This is a genomic window from Ramlibacter ginsenosidimutans (assembly GCF_016654015.1).
Taxonomy (GTDB): Bacteria; Pseudomonadota; Gammaproteobacteria; order Burkholderiales; family Burkholderiaceae_C; genus Ramlibacter; species Ramlibacter ginsenosidimutans.
Map to the genome: position 1 here is coordinate 226725 of NZ_JAEPWM010000002.1, position 20720 is coordinate 247444.

Sequence of the window (20720 nt, forward strand, 5' to 3'; positions counted from 1 at the left end):
GGTCCGGACGGACTCTAGCGCATCCTCTTTCCGGGGTCCACGATGAAACTGGCAACGTACAGGGATGGTTCGCGCGACGGGCAACTGGTGGTGGTCTCGCGCGACCTGCAGACGGCCCACTATGCCACCGGCATCGCGCACAAGCTGCAGCAGGTGCTGGACGACTGGAACTTCCTCGCCCCCCAATTGCAGGATCTCTACGAGACCCTCAACGGCGGCAAGGCGCGCCACGCCTTCCCCTTCGATCCCACGCAGTGCATGGCGCCGCTGCCGCGCGCCTACCAGTGGGCCGACGGCTCGGCCTACATCAACCACGTGGAGCTGGTGCGCGCGGCGCGCAACGCCGAAGTGCCCAAGACCTTCTACGAAGACCCGCTGATGTACCAGGGCGGCAGCGACGACTTCCTGGGCCCGACCGAGGACGCGAAGTTCCTGAGCGAGGACTGGGGCATCGATTTCGAGGCCGAGGTGACGGTGGTGACGGGCGACGTGCCCATGGGCGCCACGCCCGACCAGGCGCTGGACGGCGTGCGGCTCGTCATGCTCGCCAACGACTGGAGCCTGCGCAACCTCATTCCCAACGAGCTCGCCAAGGGCTTCGGCTTCTTCCAGAGCAAGCCGGCGACCGCGTTCAGCCCCGTCGCGGTGACGCCCGACGAACTGGGCGATGCGTGGTCCGGCGGTCGCCTCAACCTGGTCGTGCAAAGCAGCTGGAACGGCCGCAAGGTCGGCATGTGCGACGCGGGCCCGGACATGACCTTCCACTTCGGCCAGCTGATCGCGCACATCTGCAAGACGCGCAACGTTCGCGCCGGCAGCATCGTCGGCTCGGGCACGGTGAGCAACAAGGGCGTCGCCGACGCGAAGGGCCGCACCGAGTGGCCCAAGGGCTACAGCTGCATCGCCGAGAAGCGCGCCATCGAGACCATCCAGGACGGCAAGCCCTCCACCGACTTCATGCGCTTCGGCGACACGATCCGCATCGAGGTGAAGGGCAAGGACGGCCAGAGCCTGTTCGGCGCCATCGACCAGAAAGTCGTGAACGCCGCCGGCTGATCGGGCGCCGCCGAAGACGAAAACCAGAGGCAAGAACGCAAAGGGCGCAAAGGATTCGCAAAGGTCGCAAAAGGACATCCATTCTCCAGATGGATTCTTTTGCGAGCTTGGGCTGTTCGCTTTTGCGACTTCTGCGTTCGGCTGTTCCATCTCTCCAACTCAGAAGACACATGCAACGCAGACACTTCCTCGCCGCGTCCGCAGCGACGCTCGCCACGCCGTTCGCGCTCGCCCAGTCCTGGCCCGAGCAGCCGATCCGCTGGATCGTTCCCTATCCGGCGGGCGGCGGCACCGACGTGCTGGCGCGGACCGTCGCGGAGGCCATGCGCCCTGGCCTGGGCCAGACCATCGTGATCGACAACCGCCCGGGCGCCTCGACCAACATCGGCGGTGACATGGTCGCGCGCGCCAAGCCGGACGGCTACACCGTCATGTCCGCCGACAACGCGATCCTCGCGTACAACGAGCACCTGTTCACCAAGCTGCCCTTCAACCCCGAGAAGGACTTCAGCTACCTGGGCGCGATGGCCCGCTTCCCCCTCGCGCTGGTGGTGAACCCGTCCTTCCCGGCGAAGGACGTCAAGGAATTCATCGCGTATGCGAAGGCGCATCCGGGCAAGCTGAACTACGCGTCGCCCGGCAACGGCTCGCCGCACCACCTGGCGATGGAGCTGTTCAAGAACCGCACCGGCACCTTCATCACGCACATCCCCTACCGCGGCGCCGCGCCGGCGGTGCAGGACGTGATGGCCGGCCAGGTGCCGTGCATGTTCCTGGACCTGGCCGGCGGCCTGCCCGCCATGAAGGGCGGCAAGGTGCGCGTGCTGGCGATCGGCTCGAGCAAGCGCGCTCCCTCGCTGCCGGACGTGCCGACGCTCGCCGAAGCGGGGGTGCCCGGGGCCGAGGTCTATGCCTTCCAGGGCGCCCTGGGCCCCGCCGGCCTGCCCGAAGCCATCGTCACCCGCTTCAATGCGGAGCTGAACAAGGCCCTCGCCAGCGCCGAAGTGCGCAAGCGCGCCGCCGACTTCGGCATGGAACTGCTGCCCGGCACGCCCGCGCAGTTCAAGGCGATGGCGCGCGCCGAGGCGAAGCGCTGGGGCCCGATCATCCAGGCGGCCGGCGTCAAGCTGGACTGAGCGCTCCCCGGGGTCGAGGCTGGACCTTGGCCCCATGCGCGGCGCGCGCCGCGCGGCCACAATGCACGGGTCCACGGAGGCCCGTGCCATGCCCACCAACGTCCGCGTCATCCATCCCCCGGATTTCCTGCGCGCGCGCGCGGATGGGCAGGTGGACCTCGAGATGGGCAAGGACCTGCTGCAGCAGGTCGCGGCCGCTGCCGAGCCGCTGGGCGCCTACGAGGTGCTGATCGACATCCGCGACGCAGTAGGGCGGCTCACGCCGGATGAAGTGCACGAGCTCGCCGGCTCGCTGATCCAGTTCCGCCGCACGTTCCTGCACAAGACCGCGGTACTGTGCCCGCGCGACCGCTTCGACAACGCGCGCTTCTTCAGCCTGCTCGCGGCGAGCTACGGCTTCAGGAACATCCGCGCCTTCCTCTCGTACGAGGACGCGATGGAGTGGCTGATGTCTCCCGACCAAGACTGAAGCTCCCGGCCACGGACCGCTGCCCGCATACTGCGGGCGATGGCTGCACCCGCCGGACCCCGCTGGAGCTGGCTGCCCGCGCAAGGCAGCCGCAGCTACCACCTCCTGCTCGCGGCCACGGGCATGCTGGTGCTGGGCCCGCTCGCCGGCGTGACGGCGGCCTACATGAACTTCTCGCTCGGGTTCTTCGTCGGCGGCCAGGTGCTCGCGGGCCTGCTCGGCTCCGCCGTCACCGCCGGCTACGGTGCGCAGGGCAAGCACGGCGCCAACTACATCCAGACCGCGGCCGCATCCGTCGCCAGCATGAGCGGCCTCGGCGTGCTGGTGCAGGCGATGGTCTGGATGGGGCTGCCGCAGCCGCCCGCGTGGCAGCTGGTGGGCTACTTCGCCTGCATCGGCATGTTCGGCGTCGGCGTGGGCATGCTCTACACGCCGGTGCTCGTGGACCGCCTGCACCTGGCCTTCCCCTCGGGGCTGGCGGTCGCCAACATCCTGCGCGCGCTCACCGACACGCGCCTGTTGCGGCACTCGGTGCAGCATCTCGGCGGCGGCGCGCTCGCCGGCCTGGTCACGGGACTGGCAGCGCCGCGCATCGGCTGGCTCGGTCGCATCGACTGGTCCGCCTCCACCTTCGGCGCCGGCATGGTGGTCGGCGCGCGCATCGGCGTGCCGGCGTTCGTGGGCGGCGTGCTCGCCTGGGCCGCGCAGCCCTTCTTCGTGCGCATCGGCTGGCTGCAGCCCGGCGACCCCTTTCGCAAGATCACGTTCCTCATCGCGCTGGGCATGATCATGGGCGCGGCGGCCGTGGACCTGGCGCTGATCCTGTGGCGCGCGTGGGCGAGCCTTCGCGGCCAGGACGCGGGCGACGCGCCGGCCGATGATCCCGGCTGGCGGCGCGTGCATCGCGGGCGGCTCTGGCTGTGGGTGCTGGCCTGGGGTGCCGCCACGCTCGCCACGGGCCACCTGCTGCTCGGGCAGCCGCTGTTCTTCCTCGCACTGGCAGTCGCGCTGGTGTTCCTGTTCGCGCTGGTGAACGGCATCTCGGTGGGCGTGAGCGACTCCAATCCGATCTCCTCCGCGTTCGTGGTCTCCGTGGTGCTGATGGCGCTGCTGGGCCTGTCGGATCCCGGCGTGGGCCTCATGGCGGGCGCGGTGCTGTTGGTTTCCACCAGCGTGGCTTGCGACATGCAGCAGGATCGCTCCACCGGCTGGCGACTGGGCACGCCGCGCGTGCTGCAGTTCCGCTACCAGGTGCTGGGGATCCTGGTGGGCGCCGTGCTGGCGGTGGTCTTCGCACGCGTGTTCATGGCGGCCTACCCGGTGCTGCTGCAGGACCAGACCGCGATGCAGGCCGGCCAGCAGCCGGCGCAGTGGAGTTCCGCCATGACCTACAAGTTCGTGGGCGTGCTGCGCAGCCTCACGGACGACAAGCCGTACCAGCGCACGGCCATCCTCGCCGGCGTGCTCGCGGGCTTCGTGATCGAGCTGCTGCGCAAGCGCCTGCGGCCGCGCGCGTTCCTGTTCGACGCGGTGCTGCTGCCCTCCCCGTATGCTCTTTCGTTCGGGGGCTTCGTGAACCTGCCGACGTCCTTCTGGCTGGGAGCGGGCGGGGTGACGGGCACCTTGCTGGAGCGGCGTGCGCCACGGCGCGGCGAGCTGCCGCAGGACATGAGCGCCACCTCGCTGTTCGGCGGCGGCCTCATCGCGGGCGATGCGCTCGCGGCGCTCGCGCTGGGCGTGGCCGGGCTGCTCGCGACCGTGTTCTGAGGAGTCTGCGCAGGCCCGTTTCTCTGCCGCGCACTCCGAGGCTCAGAGGCGCAGCCAGGACGTGCCTTTTTCCTCGGCACGCGCTTCGGCGAGCGCGGCCAGGAAGCGTTCGCACCACCAGTGCACGTCCTGCTGCCGCACATTGCGCATGAGCGACTGGTGCCGTTCGCGCCGCTCTTCCAGCGGCATCTGCAGCGCCAGCAGGATCGCAGCCGCGGTGCCTTCGGTGTCGTAGGGATTCACCAGCAGCGCTTCCTTCAGCTGCTCCGCCGCGCCGGCAAAGCGCGAGAGCACCAGCACGCCGGGATCTTCCTCGTCCTGCGCGGCCAGGAATTCCTTCGCCACCAGGTTCATCCCGTCGCGCAAGGGCGTGACCAGCGCGACCCGGCTGGCCTTGTACAGCCCCGGCAGGCGCGCGCGCGCCACGGTGCGGTGGATGTAGCGCACGGGCATCCAGTCGAGGTCGCCGAAGTTTCCGTTGATGGAGCCGCACAGGCTTTCGAGCTCGTGCAGCAGGTCGCTGTACGCCCCCACGTTCTCGCGGCTCGGCGAGGCGATCTGGATCAGCGTGGCGCTGGAGCGCAGGTCCGGGTTCTTGTCCAGGAACTCGCGGAACGCCCGCATGCGCTGCGGCAAGCCCTTGGAGTAGTCGAGACGGTCCACGCCGACCAGCAGCTTGCGCCGGTAGTACTCGCGCTTCGTGCGCTCGTACATCTCGACCGCCTCGCGGGCGTTGGCGAGCTCGGTGAACTCCTGCACGTCGATGCCGATCGGGAACGCGCCCGCGTGCACCGTCCGCCCGAACGCGCGCCAGCGCTGGTCGGGCAGGCGCTGCGCATGCGCCTCGCTCTCCACGTAGCGCGCGAAGTGGTCCAGGTCGGCCTCGCTCTGGAAACCCACGAGGTCGTACGCGAACAGGGCGCGGATCAGCCAGTCGTGGCCGGGGATCGCCGCCAGGATCAGCGGCGGCGGCAGCGGAATGTGCAGGAAGAAGCCGATGCGTTGCTGGCAGCCGAGCGCGCGCAGTTCCGCCGCGAGCGGGATCAGGTGGTAGTCGTGCACCCAGATCACGTCGTCCGGGCGCAGCAGCGGCAGCAGCTTGCGCGCGAACAGCTGGTTCACGCGCCGGTAGCCCGCGATGTAGCCGGCGTCGAAGTCCGCCAGGTCCAGGCGGTAATGGAACACCGGCCACAGCACGCCGTTCGAATAACCGAGATAGAACGCGTCGTGGTCTGCCTTCGACAGGTCGACCATCGCCAGCTTGACCGGGCCGGCCTGCTGCACGTGCACGTCGTCCACTTCGGTCTGGTCGACGATCCTGCCGCTCCAGCCGAACCAGAGGCCGCCGGTGTTGTTCAGCACCTCCGCCAGCGCCACGGCGAGGCCGCCAGCCGCCGTCTTGCGCGGGTCCGCGATGCGATTGGAGACGACGACGAGCCTGCTCATTGCATTTGCAGGTCAGATCACCGTATCCCACGGCGCCGACAGCCGCACCGCTGCATTGATCGTGCCCACCATGGAATAGGTCTGCGGGAAGTTGCCCCACATCTCGCCGGTGACCGGGTGCGTGTCCTCGGACAGCAGTCCGAGGTGATTGCGGCTCTTGAGCATGACCTCGAAGATCTCACGCGCCTGCGCCTTGCGGCCGATGCGCGCGAGCGCGTCGATGCGCCAGAACGTGCAGATGTTGAACGCCGTCTCCGGTTTGCCGAAGTCGTCGGCGGCCTCGTAGCGGCGCATGTAGGGCCCGTCGCACAGCGACTTCTCCAGCGCGTCCACCGTCGCGACGAAGCGGGAGTCGTTCGGGTCGATCATGTTCACTTCGGCCATCAGCAGCGCGCTCGCGTCGAGGTCGCGACCGCCGAAGCTTTCCGCGAAGGCCTGGCGCTGTTCGCTCCAGGATTCCTTGAGGATGCGCGAGCGGATCGTGTCCGCGCGTTCGCGCCAGTAGCGAATGCGCTCGGGCAGGCCCAGCGTCGCCGCGATCTTGGCGAGCCGGTCGCACGCGGCCCAGCTCATGAGCGCGGACGAGGTATGGATGCGCGCCCGGGTGCGCAGCTCCCACATGCCGGCGTCGGGCGAGTCGTAGATCTTGAACGCCTGCTCACCCACCGCTTCCATGTGCGCGAACTCGGCGCGGCCCGCGCGCTTGAGCAGCCGGTGGTCGTGGAAGGCCTGCGCCGCCCCGAGCAGGATGTTGCCGTACACGTCGTGCTGGAAGTGCTCCTGCGCCTGGTTGCCCACGCGCACCGGCCCCATGCCGCGGTAGCCCGGCAGGTGTTCGACGATCCTCTCCGTCAGCTTCTCTTCCTGGCCGATCCCGTACAGGGGCTGGATGTGGCCGCCGCCGGAGCGGATCACCACGTTCATCAGCCAGCGCAGGTACTCCTCCATGGTCGCCACTTCGGAGATCGAGTTGAGCGCGCGCACCACGAAGAACGCGTCGCGCAGCCAGCAGTAGCGGTAGTCCCAGTTGCGCCCGCTGTTCGGCGCCTCGGGAATGCTGGTGGTCATGGCCGCGACGATCGCGCCGGTGTCCTCGAACAGCGACAACTTCAGCGTGATCGCTGCGCGGATGACGGCCTCCTGCCACTCGAGCGGCAGCGACAGCGCGCGCGTCCACTGCCGCCAGTAGGCGACCGTCTCCTGCTCGAACAGGCGCGCCGTGTCCTCGATCCCGGTGGCGAGCGTCTCGTCGGGACCCATGATGAAGTTCATCGGGCGGTCCACCACGAAGTAGGTCTCGGCCAGCACGTACGAGATCGGCGCGTCGGTGTTGATGCGGATCGTGCTGTTGCCGGCCACGTAGCGGATGTGCGTGCTGCCCTGCGTCACGGTGGGCTTGGCGCGGCCCCAGTCGAAGCGCGGCCGCAGCAGCACCCGCATGCGCGGCGAGCCCGAGAGCACGCGCACGCGCCGCACGAGCGTGAGCGGGCGGAAGGTCCGGCCCCGGCTCCAGAAGCGCGGCGCCAGGTCGGTCACTTCGATGCCCTGGCCCTTGCGGTCGTACATGCGGGTGCGCAGCACCGCCGTGTTGGGCTCGTAGAACTGCTCGCTGCGGTCGTAGTCTTCCAGCTCGAAAGCCCACAGGCTTCCGTTCGCCGTGGGGTCCAGCAAGGAGTTGAACACGGGATCGCCGTCGAAGCGCGGCAGGCAGCACCAGACGATGCGCGATTGCTGGTCGATCAGGGCGCTGTACGCGCAGTTGCCGATCATGCCGACCTGCAGGCTGTTGGGGGTGACCAGGGGTGCGTTGTTGTTCATGCGTTTCTCGTCGGGCGGCGCGCGACGGCCGCCTCCAGTTCGCGGCGCAAGGCCGTGGGATCCGATACGCGGCGCCAGGCGACCGAGGGACCCTCGCCGACCTTGACGCCGATGCCACCGAGCCGCTGCACGGTGGAAAAGCCGACTTCGTCCGTCACGTCGTCGCCGATGAAGATCGGCGTGCGGCCGGCGAACGGAGCCTCGCCGAGGAAGTCCTCGATGGCGCGGCCCTTGCTCGCGCCGCCGGGCTTGGCCTCGGCGACCATCTTCCCGCGCAGCAGCGTCAGGCCGGGCGATTCGTTCACCGCCTCCTGCATGGTGCTCAGGCAAAGGGACTCGAGCTCCGGGCGCTGCCGGTAATGCAGCGCCAGCGACCCGCGCTTGTTCTCCACCAGCAGGCCGGGATGGTCGGCGGCGAGCGCGCAGGCGGCTTCTTGCACGTGGTCCAGCGGGTGCGTGTGCAGCAGATGCACGGCTCCGTCCACGCCGCGGCGCTCGGCGCCGTGCACGCCGGCGACGGGCAGGTGCAGGGGGCGCAGGAAGGCGTCGATCTGCGTGATGGGCCGCCCCGAAATCACGGCGACGGCGCCGTCCAGGTAGGCGCTGAGTTCGCGTAGGACGGCGAGCAGAGGCTGCGGCACATGCACGGCGCTCGGTTGAGGGGCGAGGTCCACCATGGTCCCGTCGAAGTCCAGGAACAGGGCGCAGGAGGGATAGAGGATCTCCGCGAGCGTCATGTAATGTCGAACGTAGCAAAGGCGAGGGCGGCCCGCCAGACCGGCGGGACTCCGCCCAAGGTAGGAAGCATCCTACGCGCGCCCGTGCTGCCCGGGTGGCGGACAATGCCCGGCCATGCGCTTCACCGCCCCCTTTCGCACCCTCCTGTGCGGTTTTGTCTGCGTGTTCGCCACAGCGCTGGCCCAGGCGCAGGACAGCTGTCCACCGCATCCCCCCAGCCCGCAGGACCTGCACGCCGGCGCGTCGCGCACCGACGTTCGCGATCGAGGCTTCCTGTGGCGCCTCACCCGCGGTGGCCGGACTTCGTGGTTGTATGGCACCGTGCACGCGAGCCGGCCCGACTGGGTGCGGCCGGGGCCGCGGGTGCAGGCGGCGCTGGCCGGCAGCGAAGTGCTGGCGCTGGAGCTCGATCCTTCCGATCCGGAATTGATGCGCGCCTTCAGCGCGCCCGCCGACCCGGCGCGGGTTGCGCGCGTCACGGCCGGTCTGGCGCCGCGCATCGCGGCCCTCGCCGCGCGCGAGTGCGTCTCCGCAACGGCGCTTGCGCACTTGCAACCCGTGCTGCAGGTCGCGACGCTCAGCCTCGAGGACACGCGGCGCGACGGCTTCCATCCCGAGCTGGCCATCGACGTCATGCTCTGGGCGCTTGCGCGGGGCGCCGGCAAGGACGTGGTGGCGCTGGAGACGCCAGCCTCGCAGCTCGCCGCCCTGCTGCCCGAAAGCGAGGCGGAGGAACACGCATTGCTGGACGAGAGTCTCAGGGAAATCGAGACGGGCGAGGGCCGCACCACGCTGCGCCGGCTGCTGCAAGCCTGGGCCGACAACGACACGCCGCAACTGGCCAGCTATGCCAAGTGGTGCCAGTGCCTGGACAGCCCGCAGGAGCGCCGCTACATGGAGCGCCTGAACGACGAGCGCAACGGGCCGATCGCCGACAAGCTGGCAGTGCTCGATGCGTCCGGCCGCCCCTTCTTCGCCGCGGTCGGCTCCCTGCACATGACCGGCCCGCAGGCGCTGCCGCGGCTGCTGCACGAGCGCGGCTTCCAGGTGGAGCCGATCGCGCTGGCTGCCCGCAGCACCGCGCGGTGAGGCTGGAGTAAGCTGTAGCCCGCAGCACCCCAGGAGCGCGCCATGAGCGACAACACGAACTTCGGCTTTGCCACGCTGGTCCCGGGTTTCGATTTCCTGCAGAACCTGTCCAAGGGCGCGTCGTCGATGCCGCAGATGCCCACTCTGTCCAGCTGGATCGCTCCCACGCTGAACGTGGAGGAACTCGAGAAGCGGATCTCGGACCTGAAGGCGGTGCACTTCTGGCTGGACCAGAACAGCAAGGCCCTCGGCGCGACGATCCAGGCGCTCGAAGTCCAGCGCATGACGCTGGCCACCCTGCAGGGCATGAACGTGAGCATGGGCGAAGTGGCCAACGCGCTGAAGCTCAAGACCTCCGAGAACATGTCCAGCATGCAGAAGATGGCGGGCGCGGCCGGCACGATGGCGGGCAACATGGCAAGTGGCGGCGGCCGCCGCAAGGCTGCCGAGGAGCCGGCGAAGGAGTCCGCGCAGGAGCCGGCGAAGGAAGCGCCGCCCGAGAAGAAGGCCAAGGGCGGCAACGGCGCGTCAGGCGCGCCGGCGGTGGACCCGCTGCAATGGTGGAGTTCGCTCACCAACCAGTTCCAGGAAATCGCCGCCAATGCGATGAAGGACGTCGCGCAGACCGCCGCGGCGATGGAGCCGGCCGCCAGGGCCAAGGCGTCCGCCGCCGCGAAAGCCCCGGCCAAGGCCGCCAGGAAGACCGCGGCGCGCAAGCGGCCGCCCCGCAAGGCGGCGTAGTCCCGGGAGCCGCCGTGCAGTTGTTTCCCTTCGGCCATGCCACGCACCCGCAGTGGCAGATGGCGGCCGGGCTCGTGCTCGCGCAGTTGCGTGCGCAGATGACGTTGCCCACCTACGCGGCGCATCCGACGCTGGCGCTCGTGTACATCACGGACCACTACGCGGCCTCGGCGCAGGACATCCTGGACCACCTCGGCGCGGAGCTGCCGACCGTGACCGACTGGTCCGGCACGGTGGGCATCGGCATCGCCTCCTCCAACGTGGAGTACTTCGACGAGCCCGCGCTGGCCGTGATGCTGTGCGCGCTGCCGAGCGACCAGTACCGCGTGTTTTCCGGCGTCGCGCCGCTGCCCGCGACCTTCCGGCCGTACACCGCCCTGGTCCACGCGGACGGCTCCACGCCGGAACTGGGCGAGCTGGTGGCCGAGATGGCCGATCGCACGGTGACCGGCTACCTGTTCGGCGGGCTCGCAGCCAGCCGCGGTGACGTCGTGCAATTCGCGGTCGGCGGCAACGGCAACCTGCGCGGCCACGGCAAGGCCGGCGGCGTGTTCCGCGGCGGCCTCTCCGGCGTGGCGTTCGGCGAAGGCGTTCAGATCGTCTCGCGCGTGACGCAAGGCTGCCAGCCGGTGGCGCCCGAGCGCCGCATCACGGCGGCCGACGGCAACCTCGTCACCGAGCTGGATGGCGAGCCCGCGCTCGACGTGTTGCTGGAGGACCTGCAGCTCACGCTGGAGCAGCCGCAGGCCGCGGTCGCCGCCTTGCGCCAGACGCTCGTCGGGCTCACGGAGCCGAGCGACGACGTGGCGAGCACGCCAGTGAGCCGCAGCGGCCACTTCGGCGAGGACGTCATCGTGCGCCACATCATCGGCCTCGACCCGCGCCGCCGCGGCGTGGCCATCGCGCAGAACGTGGAAGAGGGCATGAAGCTCGCGTTCTGCCGTCGCAACGTGGAAGCGGCGCGCGCCGACCTCGTGCGCATCTGCGCCGAGATCCGCGAGGAGGTGGAGCCCGAGGAGCTGCCGCTCGCCGCGGCCACCGCGTTGGCCGCCGCCGACGCACTGGCCGCGCCCACGCCTGAGCGCGCCATCGCGGGTGCCGTGTACGTCAGCTGCTCGGGCCGCGGGGGACCGCACTTCGGCGGGCCGAGCGCGGAGCTGCAGATCGTGCGGCGCGCGCTCGGCGACGTGCCGCTGGTGGGCTTCTTCGCCAACGGCGAAATCGCGCGCAGCCACCTCTATGGCTACACGGGCGTGCTCACGGTGTTCCGCTAGCGCTGCGCGGCGCGGCGCTCACTTGCGCCGCAGCTGGGTGAAAGCCGAGAACTCCCAGCTGCGCATCGCGAGCACCACGGTGTAGCCCTCGCGCTGCGACTGCGGCAGCTTCTGGTCGGCCTGGTGCTGCTGCGCGAAGTCCTGCGCGACGCGCTGCAGCCGGTCGACGAAGGAGGACGCGATGGCGCGGCTCACGGAGCCGTGCACGAGGAGCATGCATTCGCCGGGCCCGTCGAAGCCGCCGTTGAAGTAGTCCAGCACCACGTGCTCGCGGAAGTAGTCCATCACCGGTCCGTGCGGCCGCCAGCGGAAGGCCTTGGCCAGCTTGAGCCGGTAGCGATTGAGCGGGCGCAGCTCGATGATGCCCAGGCGATCGAGCTGGGCGAAGTACTTGATGCACTCGGCTTCGCCCAGCCGGTACTCCGTCGTGATCTGCTCCAGCGTCCACTGCGACAGCACGCAGATCGCGCACAGCAACAGCTTCTTGTCCGAGACCACCGCCCTTTCCTGCTCGTGCGTCAGCTCCTTCAGCAAGGGCTGCGCATCGGCCACGCGGCGCGCGAGTTCGGCGAAGTCCAGCTTGAGCACGCGGCAGATGGCGTCGATGCGGGACAGCGTCATGTCGCCCTGGGCCAGCATGCGCTTGACGCTGGACTCCGCCATGCCCAGGCCGCGGGCGAGGTCCGCATAGGTCATCTGCGCGGACTTCAGCTCCTTCTTGAGCGTGAGGACGAGGTCGGCGGTGGTGCTCATGGAAAGTATCGGCTGGCGATACCGAAAGGACGATGCGCCGCAATCTAGCCGAAAATGCGAGACCGGCCCAGCGCCGTTTCGCAGACTGCGGCCTTCTTTCCACAGGAATTGCCGTGCGGTATCGATTGACCCGTCCCGAGATGCACCTGGTCCTGGCCTGCGCCGCGCTCGTGGCGCTCGCCCTGCTAGCGCCCGCCGTCGCGCAGCCGCCCGACGCCCACGCGTTCGCGGACCAGCGTGCGCTGTTCGGCATACCGCACGCGCTGGACGTGCTGTCCAACCTGCCGTTTGCGGCGGCAGGCGCGTGGGGGCTCGTGCTGCTGCACAGGGCGCGCCTGTCGCAGCTGCACCCTACGCAGCGCGGCTGCGCGCAGGTCTTCTTCATAGGCCTGCTCGTGACCGCCGCAGGATCGAGCTGGTACCACCTCGCTCCGGACGACATTGGCCTGGCGATCGACCGCGGCTCGATGAGCGTGGCCTTCGCCGGCCTGCTCGGACTCGTCGCCGCAGGCCGGGTGAGCGATCGGGCGGGCCGGGCACTGTGCGTCGGGCTGCTGCTGGCAGCACCGGCCAGCGTGCTGTTCTGGCTGCGCACGGGCAACGTGCTGCCGTGGGCAGTGGTGCAGTTCGGTGGCATCGCACTCGTGCTGCTGGTGCTCGCGACGGGTTCGCAGAGGCTGGCGACGCTGCCGGTGCGCTGGAGCCTCGTGCTGCTCGCCTACGCGATCGCCAAGCTGTTCGAGGTCAACGACCATGCCGTGCTCGCCGCCAGCGGCGAGTTGTTGTCCGGCCACACCCTCAAGCACGTCGCGGCCGCTTTGGCCGCAGCGCCCGTGATCGTCGCCCTCCTGCCGCTGAGGCGGCGGCAGAATGGGACGGGGAACGTGGCCCGGGCTACGTGATGGAGGAGAACGCCATGGACAACACCGCCAGCGTGGCCACGCTGCCGTCGCCTGCGCACGAAGAGCACCCGAACCAGTTCGCGTTGCTGAAGCAGCGGCGCTTCGCGCCCTTCTTCTGGACGCAGTTCGCCGGGGCCGCGAACGACAACCTGTTCAAGTTCGCGTTCACCGTGATGGTCACCTACCAGCTGCAGGTGGCCTGGATGCCGCCGGCGATGGCGGGCCTGGTGATCGGCGCGCTGTTCATCCTGCCCTTCCTGCTGTTCTCCGCCACCAGCGGACAGCTCGCCGACAAGTTCGACAAGCGCAGCCTGGTGCGCTTCGTCAAGTGGCTGGAGATAGTCATCATGCTGCTCGCGGCCTTCGGCTTCTTCACGGCGAACGTCGTCGTGCTGCTGGCCTGCACCTTCCTCATGGGGCTGCACTCGACGATCTTCGGACCGGTGAAGTTCGCCTACCTGCCGCAACACCTGGCCGAACGCGAGCTCACCGGGGGCAATGGCATGGTGGAGATGGGCACCTTCGTGGCCATCCTCCTGGGCAACGTGGCGGGCGGCCTGATCGTCGCGGTGCCGCAGGTGGGGCCGCACTGGGTCGGCGTAGGCTGCATCGCACTGGCCGCGGCGGGCCGTCTGGTGGCGCAATGGGTGCCGGTGTCGCCGGCAACCGACCCGGGCCTGAAGATCAACTGGAATCCGTTCACCGAAACCTGGCGCAACCTGAGGCTCGCGCACGGGAACGTCGTCGTGTTCCGCTCGCTGCTGGGCATCAGCTGGATGTGGTTCTTCGGCGCGGTGTTCCTGAGCCAGTTCCCCAGTTTCGCCAAGGAGGTGCTGCACGGGGACGAGCACGTCGCTTCGCTGCTGCTGGTGGTGTTCTCGATCGGCATCGGCACGGGTTCGCTGCTGTGCGAGATGCTGTCGCGGCGCCACGTGGACATCGGCCTGGTGCCGCTCGGGGCGATCGGCATGACGGTCTTCGCCGTGGACCTGTACTTCTCGTCGCATGCCCTGCCGCCGGCCGGGTCGCTCACCGTCACGCAGTTTCTCGCGCAGGCGGCGCATTGGCGCGTGATGGCGGACCTGGCCCTGCTCTCGCTGTTCGCCGGCCTCTATTCGGTGCCCATGTATGCGCTGATCCAGCTCCGCGCGCAGCCCACGCACCGTGCGCGCATCATCGCCGCCAACAACATCCTGAACGCGCTGTTCATGATCGCCAGCGCGCTGATTGCCGGTGCGCTGCTGTCCGCCGGCGCGACGATTCCGCAGATCTTCCTGTTCACCGGCATCGCCAATGCGCTGGTCGCCGGCTACATCTTCCTGCTGGTGCCCGAGTACCTGCTGCGCTTCGTGGCCTGGGTGGTCACGCATCTCGTGTACCGCTTCCGCGTGCAGGGCGAGGAGCACATCCCGGTCGCCGGCCCCGCGGTGCTGGCCTGCAACCACGTGAGCTTCGTCGACGCCGTGCTGCTGATGGCGGCGAGCCCGCGCCCGATCTACTTCATGATGGACCACCGCATCTTCCAGGTGCCGGTGCTCGGCTGGCTGTTCCGCCTGGCCAAGGCCATTCCCGTCGCGCCGCAGAAGGAAGACTCCGCGGTGTACGAAGCCGCCTTCGAGCGCGCGGCGCAGGTGCTGCGCGAAGGTGACCTGCTGGCGATCTTCCCCGAGGGATCGATCACGCGCGACGGGCAGCTGCAGCCCTTCAAGGCCGGGATCATGAAAGTGCTGGAGCGTGCGCGCGCCGATGGCGTGGAGCCGCCCGTGGTGCCGATGGCGCTGACCGATCTGTGGGGTTCTTTCTTCAGCCGCATCGAGGAGCACGGCGCGATGGTGCGGCCCTTCCGGCGCGGCATCTTCAACCGCGTCGGGCTGAACATCGGCACGGCGCTCGCGCCCGCCCAGGTGCAGCCGGACGTGCTGCAGCAACGCGTCGCGCACCTGCTGGCCGCGTGACGCCGCCGCGAGGGGGGCTTTCATCGCGTGAGGGAATAAGTCGGCGCTACCCGACAAACGACGGAGGGAAACGGAATGAGCAAGGCACTGCGCCTGTCCGAGCAATGGTTCCGCCGCGGCCTGTGGCTGGTTGCGGTGGTGTTCGCAGGCTTCCTGATCGGACTGGGGAGCACCATCGTCGGGGACCTGCCCAAGGTGGAGAAGCCGCTGCAGGTCGAGGACTTCCTGGACAAGGCCGCCGCCGACCGCCTGCGGGCCGGCATCCAGCAGTCGGAGCGCAGCGCACGCGAGGCGCAGGATGCGCTGGAGCAAGCCCGGCTGAAGCGGCGCGTCGCCGAGTCCGACACGCAGACCGGACGCGAGACTTTCCAGAACTGGCTCGCCACCCGCCGCGCGACGCAACTGTCCGAACAGGACCCGGATCTCGTCGCACGCACGCAGGCGCTCGACCGGCTGAAGCAGGCCGAACGCGCCGCGCAAGCCGCGGAGCAGCGGCAGGATCAGGTGCTGCTGGATCTGCGGCAGGGGCAGGCACGGGCTCGCCAGCAACTGCAGGACATGGAGCAGGAGGCTTACCGCAAGTTGAACCAGGAGGCGCGGCGCGTGGAACTGCGCGTATTCCTGTATCGGCTGGCGCTCACACTGCCCTTGCTGGTGATCGGCGGCTGGCTGCTGCGCAAGCACCGGCACGGCACGTGGTGGCCGTTCGTGTGGGGCTTCGCGATGTTCGCGCTGTTCACGTTCTTCGTCGAACTGGTGCCCTACCTTCCCAGCTACGGCGGCTACGTGCGCTACATCGTGGGCATCGTCGTCACGGTGGTCGCGGGCCGGCAGGCCATTGTGGCGCTGAACCGCTACCTGGAGCGGCAGAAGGCCGCAGAGCAACTGCCGGACGTGCAGCGGCGCGAGGAGCTGAGCTACGACACCGCGCTCGCGCGGCTCGCCAAGGGTGTATGCCCCGGTTGCGAGCGGCCGGTGGACCTGCGCAACGACAAGATCGACTTCTGTCCGCACTGCGGCATCGGGCTGTACGACCGCTGCCCGCAGTGCGCGACGCGCAAGAGCGCGTTCGCGAAGTTCTGCCACGCCTGCGGGACGGGGGCGGGGGCGTTCACGCGATTGATCCCTGCCGCGACCTGACTTCGTGGGCTGGCGGTGAGCGCAGCGAACCCCAGCTCGCAGCGCTACGCTGGATCGCTGGGGTTCGCGTTGCTCACCACCAGCCTACGAGACCGCAAGCCTGGATCAAACGCCCCGCTGACGGTCCTGCCGGAACGCCTGCGCGAACTGCGCGAAGCGGCCCGCGTCGAGCGCGTCACGGATCTCGCGCATCAGGTTCAGGTAGAAGTGCAGGTTGTGGATCGTGGCCAGCATCGGACCCAGCATCTCGCCGCAGCGATCGAGGTGGTGCAGGTAGGCGCGCGAGAAGCCACCGGTGACGCTGCCGTCCGGGTTGGTGGTTCCGCGGCAGGTGTAGCAGGTGCAGGTTTCGTCCAGCGGACGCTCGTCGCTGCGGTGCTTCGCGTTGCGGATCTTCAGGTCGCCGAAACGGGTGAACAGGTGGCCGTTGCGGGCGTTGCGCGTCGGCATGACGCAGTCGAACATGTCCACGCCTTGGGCCACGCCTTCCACCAGGTCCTCCGGCGTGCCCACGCCCATCAGGTAGCGCGGCTTGTTCGCGGGCAGACGGTGCGGCGTGTGCGCCATGATGCGCAGCATCTCGTCCTTGGGCTCGCCCACGCTGACGCCGCCAACGGCGTAGCCCGGGAAGTCCATCTCCACCAGCGCCTGCAGCGATTCCTCGCGCAGGTTCTCGAACATGCCGCCTTGCACGATGCCGAACAGCGCGTTGGGGTTCTCCAGCCGGTCGAACTCGGCGCGGCAGCGCACGGCCCAACGGCGCGACAGCTCCATCGAGAAGCGCGCTTCCGCCTCCGTGGTGCGGTGGCCCTTGGTCTCGTAAGGCGTGCATTCGTCGAACTGCATGACGATGTCCGAGTTCAGCGCCGCCTGGATCTGCATCGAGGTCTCGGGCGTGAGGAACAGGCGGTCGCCGTTCACCGGCGAGGCGAACTTCACGCCCTCCTCGCTGATTTTGCGCATCTCGCCCAGGCTCCACACCTGGAAGCCGCCCGAGTCCGTGAGGATGGGCTTGTGCCACTGCTCGAAGCGGTGCAGGCCTCCGAACTGCTTCAGCACGTCGAGGCCCGGGCGCATCCACAGGTGGAAGGTGTTGCCCAGGATGATCTGCGCGCCCATCTCCTCCAGCGAGCGCGGCATCACGCCCTTGACGGTGCCGTAGGTGCCCACGGGCATGAAGATCGGCGTCTGCACCATGCCGTGGTTCAGCGTGAGCGTGCCGCGGCGCGCCAGGCCCTCGGTCTTGTGGAGTTCGAATTTCAGCATCGTCGTTCTCAGGTGGGGCTGCGCGCGAGCAGCATGGCGTCGCCGTAGCTGAAGAAGCGGTAGCGCGCGGCGATCGCGTGCCGGTACAGCGCCATGATGTGCTCGTAGCCGGCGAAGGCGCTCACCAGCATCATCAGCGTGGATTTGGGAAGGTGGAAGTTGGTGAGCAGCACGTCGACCTGCCGGAACGCGAACCCCGGCGTGATGAAGATGTCGGTGTCGCCGCTCGCCTGGCCGCTGCGTGCCCACGACTCCAGCGTGCGCACGGTGGTCGTGCCGACCGCGACGAGCCGGCCGCCGCGCGCGCGCAGCCGCGCGATCGCATCCTGCGTGGCCTGCGGCACCTCGTACCACTCGCTGTGCATGCGGTGCTCGGCGATGTTCTCCGTCTTCACCGGCTGGAAGGTGCCGGCGCCCACGTGCAGGGTGACGCTCGCGCGCTCGACGCCACGCTCGGCCAAGGCGCGGAGCACCGCTTCGTCGAAGTGCAGGGCTGCGGTGGGCGCGGCGACGGCGCCCGGGTTCTTCGCGAACACGGTCTGGTAGCGATGCGCGTCTTCCTCGCTGTCCGCGTGCGTGATGTAGGGTGGCAGCGGCACGTGGCCATGCTGCTCCATCAGTGCGTAAGGGTCCGCGCTGAACCCGAACCGGAACAGCGGCCCGTCCTCCTGCGGATAGCGTCCGAGCAACGTCGCGGTGAAGCCGCCATCCATGCGCAGCTGCGTGCCCACGGGCGGCTTCTTGCTCACCCGCATGTGGGCGACGACCTCGTGGCCTGGCAGCACGCGTTCGACCAGCAGTTCCAGCTTGCCGCCGGTGGGCTTCTCGCCGAACAGGCGCGCCTTGACCACCTGCGTGTCGTTGAAGACCAGCAGGTCGCCGGGCGCGAGCAGCGAGGGCAGGTCGCGGAAGATGCGATCGACGGGAGCGGGCCCCGTGCCATCCAGCAGCCGCGAGCCGCTGCGTTCGGCGGCCGGGTGCTGGGCGATCAGTTCGGGAGGCAGGGCGAAATCGAAATCGCCCAGGGTGAATGGGTGCATGCGCTTGAGGGCCGGACGGACCCGTTCCAAGTGAATCTGAAGAGCAGGGCAGAATTGTCCCATGCCCGAAACGCAGGCGCTGACCGAACCCCAGAAGGCCCTCCGCAAGATGGGCCTGGCGCGGGACATCGACCTGGCGCTGCACATTCCCTTGCGCTACGAGGACGAAACACGGATCGTGCAGCTGCGCGACGCCCGCGAAGGCGACACGGTGCAGATCGAGGCGACGGTCACGGAGTGCCAGGTGCAGTACCGGCCGCGCCGCCAGCTCGTGGTGACCGTGGACGACGGAAGCGACACCTGCGTGCTGCGCTTCTTCAGTTTCTATCCCTCGCAGCAGAAGGCGCTGGCGCCGGGCGCGCGCCTGCGCATCCGCGGTGAGTTGAAGGGCGGCTTCCTCGGCTGGCAGATGGTGCACCCGACGTACCGCGCCGCCGGTGGCGAGCTGCCCGAGGCCCTGACCCCCGTCTATTCGACGGTGGCGAGCCTGCCGCAGGCTTACCTGCGCAAGGCGGTGGCTGGCGCACTTTCCCGCGCGGATCTGTCGGAAACGCTTCCGCCCGATGCGCCGCCCGCGCCGGGGAACGCCACTGCATGGGCATTGCGCCAGGCCTTGCAGTTCCTGCACCACCCGACGCCGGAGGTTTCGCTGGCGGCGCTGGAGGATCGCACGCACCCGGCCTGGCTGCGCCTGAAGGCGGAGGAGCTGGTCGCGCAGCAGCTCTCGCAGGTGAGCAGCCGGCGCGCGCACGACGTGTTGCGCGCACCGGCGCTCCGGGCGAAGCCGGGCGGGCTGCACGAACAACTGCTCGCCGCGCTGCCCTTCCAGCTCACGGGCGCGCAGCGCCGCGTGAGCGAGGAGATCGCGCAGAACATGGCGCGCGAACGCCCCATGCACCGGCTGCTGCAGGGCGATGTCGGTTCCGGCAAGACCATCGTCGCTGCGCTGGCCGCAGCGATCGCGATCGACGCCGGTTGGCAATGCGCCCTGATGGCGCCGACGGAAATCCTCGCGGAGCAGCACTTCCGAAAGCTGATCGGCTGGCTGGAGCCGCTGCTCGCGCCGCGCGGTCTGCGGGTGGCGTGGCTCACGGGCAGCCAGCGCAAGAAGGAACGCGGCGAGATGCTGCAACTGGTCGCGAGCGGCGAGGCTGCGCTGGTGGTGGGCACGCACGCCGTGATCCAGGAACAGGTGCAGTTCAGGAACCTGGCGCTGGCGGTCATCGACGAACAGCATCGCTTCGGCGTGGAGCAGCGCCTGGCCTTGCGCGGAAAGATGAACTCCGGCGGCGAGCCTCATTTGCTCATGATGTCGGCCACGCCGATCCCGCGCACGCTGGCGATGAGCTACTACGCGGACCTGGACGTGTCCACCATCGATGAACTGCCGCCGGGCCGCACGCCCGTCGTCACCAAGCTGATCTCCGACAGCCGCAGGGACGAGGTGATCGAGCGCATCCGCGGCCAGCTCGCCGAAGGCCGGCAGGTGTACTGGGTGTGTCCGCTGATCGAGGAGAGCGAGACGCTGGACCTCACCAACGCCACTGCGACCCACGAGGCGCTCAGTGCGGCCTTGCCGGGCGTGATGGTGGGCCTGCTGCATTCGCGCATGCCGGTGCCGGAAAAGAAGGCGGTGATGTCGCTCTTCACCGGCGGCCAGATGGGCGTGCTGGTCTCCACCACGGTGATCGAGGTCGGCGTGGACGTGCCCAATGCCTCGCTGATGGTGATCGAGCATGCCGAACGGTTCGGCCTGTCGCAGTTGCACCAGCTGCGCGGGCGCGTGGGGCGCGGCGCCGCGGCCTCGGCCTGCGTGCTGCTCTATGCGGCAGGCGACAACGGCCGCCTGGGCGAGACGGCGCGGGCGCGGCTGAAAGCGATGGCGGAGACGAACGACGGCTTCGAGATCGCCCGGCGCGACCTCGACATCCGCGGCCCGGGCGAGTTCCTGGGCGCGCGCCAGTCGGGCGCGCCTCTGCTGCGGTTCGCGGACCTCGCGACCGACACGGCCTTGCTGGAGTGGGCGCGTGCGGTCGCACCGCTGCTGCTGGACCGGCATCCCGCGCTGGCCGCCCAACACGTCGCCCGCTGGTTGGGTGGAAAATCGGATTACCTGAAGGCGTAGTGAAG

At 69.2% G+C, this 20720-nt stretch carries 17 protein-coding genes; 11 read left to right on the forward strand and 6 right to left on the reverse strand.

The genetic code is table 11. From position 1 onward, the window contains the following. The first annotated feature begins 42 nt into the window (after window positions 1-42). The 4 genes from JJB11_RS06965 (at window position 43) to JJB11_RS06980 (ending at window position 4428) form a co-directional block, all read left to right on the forward strand. The gene (locus JJB11_RS06965; RefSeq protein ID WP_201167617.1) at window positions 43-1056 is read left to right on the forward strand and encodes a fumarylacetoacetate hydrolase family protein; all 1014 of its coding nucleotides are present in this window, start codon (window positions 43-45) and stop codon (window positions 1054-1056) included. A 170-nt stretch (window positions 1057-1226) separates the two neighbouring features. Continuing rightward, the gene (locus tag JJB11_RS06970; RefSeq protein ID WP_201167619.1) at window positions 1227-2192 is read left to right on the forward strand and encodes a Bug family tripartite tricarboxylate transporter substrate binding protein; all 966 of its coding nucleotides are present in this window, start codon (window positions 1227-1229) and stop codon (window positions 2190-2192) included. Window positions 2193-2280: 88 nt separating this feature from the next. Further along, a complete protein-coding gene (locus JJB11_RS06975; protein ID WP_201167620.1) occupies window positions 2281-2661 on the forward strand; it encodes a hypothetical protein in 381 nt (126 codons plus the stop codon). A gap of 39 nt (window positions 2662-2700) precedes the next feature. Beyond that, window positions 2701-4428 carry an OPT/YSL family transporter gene (locus JJB11_RS06980; protein WP_201167623.1) on the forward strand — a complete coding sequence of 576 codons (1728 nt, stop codon included), beginning with the start codon at window positions 2701-2703 and terminating at the stop codon, window positions 4426-4428. A gap of 42 nt (window positions 4429-4470) precedes the next feature. On the opposite strand, the gene otsA is transcribed toward JJB11_RS06980, so the two are convergent. The 3 genes from otsA to otsB are packed head-to-tail and all read right to left on the reverse strand — an operon-like array spanning window position 4471 to window position 8429. After that, window positions 4471-5874 (reverse strand): alpha,alpha-trehalose-phosphate synthase (UDP-forming), encoded by a 1404-nt coding sequence (otsA, locus tag JJB11_RS06985; protein ID WP_201167625.1) that lies wholly within the window; start codon window positions 5872-5874, stop codon window positions 4471-4473. Window positions 5875-5886: 12 nt separating this feature from the next. After that, window positions 5887-7692 carry a glycoside hydrolase family 15 protein gene (locus tag JJB11_RS06990; RefSeq protein ID WP_201167626.1) on the reverse strand — a complete coding sequence of 602 codons (1806 nt, stop codon included), beginning with the start codon at window positions 7690-7692 and terminating at the stop codon, window positions 5887-5889. Then, the gene (gene otsB, locus JJB11_RS06995) at window positions 7689-8429 is read right to left on the reverse strand and encodes a trehalose-phosphatase (RefSeq protein WP_201167631.1); all 741 of its coding nucleotides are present in this window, start codon (window positions 8427-8429) and stop codon (window positions 7689-7691) included. Before otsB ends, JJB11_RS06990 begins: the two co-directional genes overlap by 4 nt. 115 nt (window positions 8430-8544) lie before the next feature. On the opposite strand from otsB, the gene JJB11_RS07000 reads away from it, so the two are divergent. From JJB11_RS07000 to JJB11_RS07010, 3 genes are read left to right on the forward strand one after another with little or no spacing between them, the layout of a single operon-like run. Further along, window positions 8545-9519 (forward strand): TraB/GumN family protein, encoded by a 975-nt coding sequence (locus JJB11_RS07000; RefSeq protein WP_201167634.1) that lies wholly within the window; start codon window positions 8545-8547, stop codon window positions 9517-9519. A gap of 42 nt (window positions 9520-9561) precedes the next feature. After that, entirely contained in the window at window positions 9562-10260 is a 699-nt protein-coding gene (locus tag JJB11_RS07005) for a PhaM family polyhydroxyalkanoate granule multifunctional regulatory protein (protein ID WP_201167636.1), read from the forward strand. Between the two features lie 14 nt (window positions 10261-10274). After that, on the forward strand, window positions 10275-11534 hold the full coding sequence (locus tag JJB11_RS07010) for an FIST N-terminal domain-containing protein (protein ID WP_201167638.1): 1260 nt from the start codon (window positions 10275-10277) through the stop codon (window positions 11532-11534). Window positions 11535-11552: 18 nt separating this feature from the next. On the opposite strand, the gene JJB11_RS07015 is transcribed toward JJB11_RS07010, so the two are convergent. Next, window positions 11553-12287 (reverse strand): helix-turn-helix domain-containing protein, encoded by a 735-nt coding sequence (locus JJB11_RS07015; protein ID WP_201167640.1) that lies wholly within the window; start codon window positions 12285-12287, stop codon window positions 11553-11555. 113 nt (window positions 12288-12400) lie between these two features. Here JJB11_RS07015 and JJB11_RS07020 point away from each other — a divergent pair, with 113 nt between their 5' ends. The 3 genes from JJB11_RS07020 to JJB11_RS07030 all read left to right on the forward strand — a co-directional run bounded on the left by JJB11_RS07020 (window position 12401) and on the right by JJB11_RS07030 (window position 16284). Beyond that, window positions 12401-13189, forward strand: a complete 789-nt coding sequence (locus JJB11_RS07020; RefSeq protein ID WP_201964676.1) for a hypothetical protein — start codon at window positions 12401-12403, stop codon at window positions 13187-13189. 14 nt (window positions 13190-13203) lie between these two features. Continuing rightward, on the forward strand, window positions 13204-15144 hold the full coding sequence (locus JJB11_RS07025; protein WP_242528870.1) for an MFS transporter: 1941 nt from the start codon (window positions 13204-13206) through the stop codon (window positions 15142-15144). Between the two features lie 75 nt (window positions 15145-15219). Continuing rightward, window positions 15220-16284, forward strand: coding sequence for a zinc ribbon domain-containing protein (locus JJB11_RS07030; protein ID WP_201167646.1), 1065 nt, complete (start codon window positions 15220-15222; stop codon window positions 16282-16284). 105 nt (window positions 16285-16389) lie between these two features. Here JJB11_RS07030 and tgt read toward each other — a convergent pair whose 3' ends face one another. Both tgt and queA read right to left on the reverse strand, forming a co-directional pair. Further along, window positions 16390-17550, reverse strand: a complete 1161-nt coding sequence (gene tgt / locus JJB11_RS07035) for a tRNA guanosine(34) transglycosylase Tgt (protein ID WP_201167649.1) — start codon at window positions 17548-17550, stop codon at window positions 16390-16392. A gap of 8 nt (window positions 17551-17558) precedes the next feature. After that, window positions 17559-18590: a tRNA preQ1(34) S-adenosylmethionine ribosyltransferase-isomerase QueA gene (gene queA, locus JJB11_RS07040; RefSeq protein WP_201167652.1), complete on the reverse strand. Its 1032-nt coding sequence runs from the start codon at window positions 18588-18590 to the stop codon at window positions 17559-17561. A 61-nt stretch (window positions 18591-18651) separates the two neighbouring features. Between queA and recG the strand changes: the two genes are divergently transcribed. After that, a complete protein-coding gene (gene recG, locus JJB11_RS07045; RefSeq protein WP_201167655.1) occupies window positions 18652-20715 on the forward strand; it encodes an ATP-dependent DNA helicase RecG in 2064 nt (687 codons plus the stop codon). Window positions 20716-20720 lie beyond the last annotated feature (5 nt).

Excerpts from the sequence above, each read along its gene's own strand:
- otsA (WP_201167625.1), bottom strand. The coding sequence starts at position 5,874 with ATGAGCAGGCTCGTCGTCGTCTCCAATCGCATCGCGGACCCGCGCAAG.
- otsB (WP_201167631.1), bottom strand. The coding sequence starts at position 8,429 with ATGACGCTCGCGGAGATCCTCTATCCCTCCTGCGCCCTGTTCCTGGAC.
- JJB11_RS06980 (WP_201167623.1), top strand. The coding sequence starts at position 2,701 with ATGGCTGCACCCGCCGGACCCCGCTGGAGCTGGCTGCCCGCGCAAGGC.
- tgt (WP_201167649.1), bottom strand. The coding sequence starts at position 17,550 with ATGCTGAAATTCGAACTCCACAAGACCGAGGGCCTGGCGCGCCGCGGC.
- JJB11_RS06970 (WP_201167619.1), top strand. The coding sequence starts at position 1,227 with ATGCAACGCAGACACTTCCTCGCCGCGTCCGCAGCGACGCTCGCCACG.
- JJB11_RS07025 (WP_242528870.1), top strand. The coding sequence starts at position 13,204 with ATGGACAACACCGCCAGCGTGGCCACGCTGCCGTCGCCTGCGCACGAA.
- JJB11_RS07030 (WP_201167646.1), top strand. The coding sequence starts at position 15,220 with ATGAGCAAGGCACTGCGCCTGTCCGAGCAATGGTTCCGCCGCGGCCTG.
- JJB11_RS07015 (WP_201167640.1), bottom strand. The coding sequence starts at position 12,287 with ATGAGCACCACCGCCGACCTCGTCCTCACGCTCAAGAAGGAGCTGAAG.
- JJB11_RS06965 (WP_201167617.1), top strand. The coding sequence starts at position 43 with ATGAAACTGGCAACGTACAGGGATGGTTCGCGCGACGGGCAACTGGTG.
- JJB11_RS07000 (WP_201167634.1), top strand. The coding sequence starts at position 8,545 with ATGCGCTTCACCGCCCCCTTTCGCACCCTCCTGTGCGGTTTTGTCTGC.
- JJB11_RS06990 (WP_201167626.1), bottom strand. The coding sequence starts at position 7,692 with ATGAACAACAACGCACCCCTGGTCACCCCCAACAGCCTGCAGGTCGGC.
- JJB11_RS07005 (WP_201167636.1), top strand. The coding sequence starts at position 9,562 with ATGAGCGACAACACGAACTTCGGCTTTGCCACGCTGGTCCCGGGTTTC.
- JJB11_RS06975 (WP_201167620.1), top strand. The coding sequence starts at position 2,281 with ATGCCCACCAACGTCCGCGTCATCCATCCCCCGGATTTCCTGCGCGCG.
- recG (WP_201167655.1), top strand. The coding sequence starts at position 18,652 with ATGCCCGAAACGCAGGCGCTGACCGAACCCCAGAAGGCCCTCCGCAAG.
- queA (WP_201167652.1), bottom strand. The coding sequence starts at position 18,590 with ATGCACCCATTCACCCTGGGCGATTTCGATTTCGCCCTGCCTCCCGAA.